This window comes from Lacticaseibacillus porcinae, from assembly GCF_003946305.1.
In the GTDB taxonomy this organism is placed as follows: domain Bacteria; phylum Bacillota; class Bacilli; order Lactobacillales; family Lactobacillaceae; genus Lacticaseibacillus; species Lacticaseibacillus porcinae.
In genome coordinates, this window is record NZ_RHNS01000031.1 from 1 (window position 1) to 1839 (window position 1839).

General features: G+C 47.0%; 1 rRNA gene. It reads right to left on the reverse strand.

The features are described from left to right. Positions 1–1809 (reverse strand): 23S ribosomal RNA (locus tag EKM92_RS13675); the annotation flags it as partial. Between the last annotated feature and the right edge of the window lie 30 nt (positions 1810–1839).

Here is a 1839-nt window from a genome sequence, read left to right on the forward strand (position 1 = left end):
TTTTGCAAAGACCTGTGTTTTTGATAAACAGTTGTTTGGGCCTATTCACTGCGGCTGACTATCTCTAGTCAGCACCCCTTCTTCCGAAGTTACGGGGTCTTTTTGCCGAGTTCCTTAACGAGAGTTCTCTCGCTCACCTTAGTATTTTCTACTCGACTACCTGTGTCGGTTTACGGTACGGGTACATTCTCTCTGGCTAGAAGTTTTTCTTGGCAGTGTGACTATAGAACCTTCGCTACTTTAATTTCGCTCCTTATCACGCCTCGTACTTCACGAAAATAAGCATTTCACTCATTCTCATACTTAACGCTTAAACATGGATTTCCAGCACCATGCGTTCTTTATCTCCTGCGTCGCTCCTTTGCTCTTAACGATTAAATGCAGTACAGGAATCTCTACCTGTTCCCCATCGGCTACGCCTCTCGGCCTTGTCTTAGGTCCCGACTTACCCTGGGCGGACGAACCTGCCCCAGGAAACCTTAGTCATTCGGTGGATAGGATTCTCACCTATCTTTCGTTACTCATACCGGCATTCTCACTTCTAAAAGCTCCATTTGTCCTCACGGTCAAACTTCACCGCCTTTAGAACGCTCTCCTATCACGTAGTGTCTTCCACTACATCCACAGTTTCGGTACTATGCTTAGCCCCGGTAAATTTTCGGCGCAGCGTCACTCGACTAGTGAGCTATTACGCACTCTTTCAATGATGGCTGCTTCTGAGCCAACATCCTAGTTGTCTACGCAACTCCACATCCTTTTCCACTTAGCATAGATTTTGGGACCTTAACTGGTGATCTGGGCTGTTTCCCTTTCGACTACGGATCTTATCACTCGCAGTCTGACTCCCGAAGATAGATACATGGTATTCGCAGTTTATCTGGATTCAGTAACCCCTGACGGGCCCTTCGTCCAAACAGAGCTCTACCTCCATTATCCTTTCTTCGAGGCTAGCCCTAAAGCTATTTCGGAGAGAACCAGCTATCTCCAAGTTCGTTTGGAATTTCACCGCTATCCACAATTCATCCCAGCAATTTTTAACTTACACGGGTTCGGTCCTCCAGTGCGTTTTACCACACCTTCAACCTGATCATGGATAGGTCACTTGGTTTCGGGTCTACATCAACTAACTATCTCGCCCTCTTCAGACTCGCTTTCGCTCCGGCTCCATCTTTTCTGATTTAACCTCGCTAATTAACGTAACTCGCCGGTTCATTCTACAAAAGGCACGCCATCGCACTTTAATGTGCTTTGACTATTTGTAGACACACGGTTTCAGGTTCTTTTTCACTCCCCTTCCGGGGTTCTTTTCACCTTTCCCTCACGGTACTGGTTCACTATCGGTCACTAGCTAGTATTTAGCCTTACGAGATGGTCCTCGCTAATTCAACCGGAATTCCTCGTGTTCCGGCCTACTCAGGATACTGCTAAGTGCGCTCATAATTTCGCTTACGGGGCTCTCACCCTCTCTGGCCTACCTTCCCAGATAGTTCTGCTATTACTTGCGCTCCTACATCGCAGTCCTATTACCCCAAATGATAAATCACTTGGTTTAGGCTCTTTCCTCTTCGCTCGCCGCTACTAAGGAAATCGATTTTTCTTTCTCTTCCTGCAGCTACTTAGATGTTTCAGTTCACTGCGTCTTCCTTTACCAGCCTATCTATTCGGCTAGTAATAATGCATCACTGCATTGGGTTTCCCCATTTGGACATCTCCGGATCTTAGTTTACTTACAACTCCCCGAAGCTTTTCGTAGTTCGTCACGTCCTTCAAGTAGACAAGGGCGCACGGTGAATGCCTAGGCACTAGCAGCCGAAGAAGGACGTGACGAACTACGAAAAG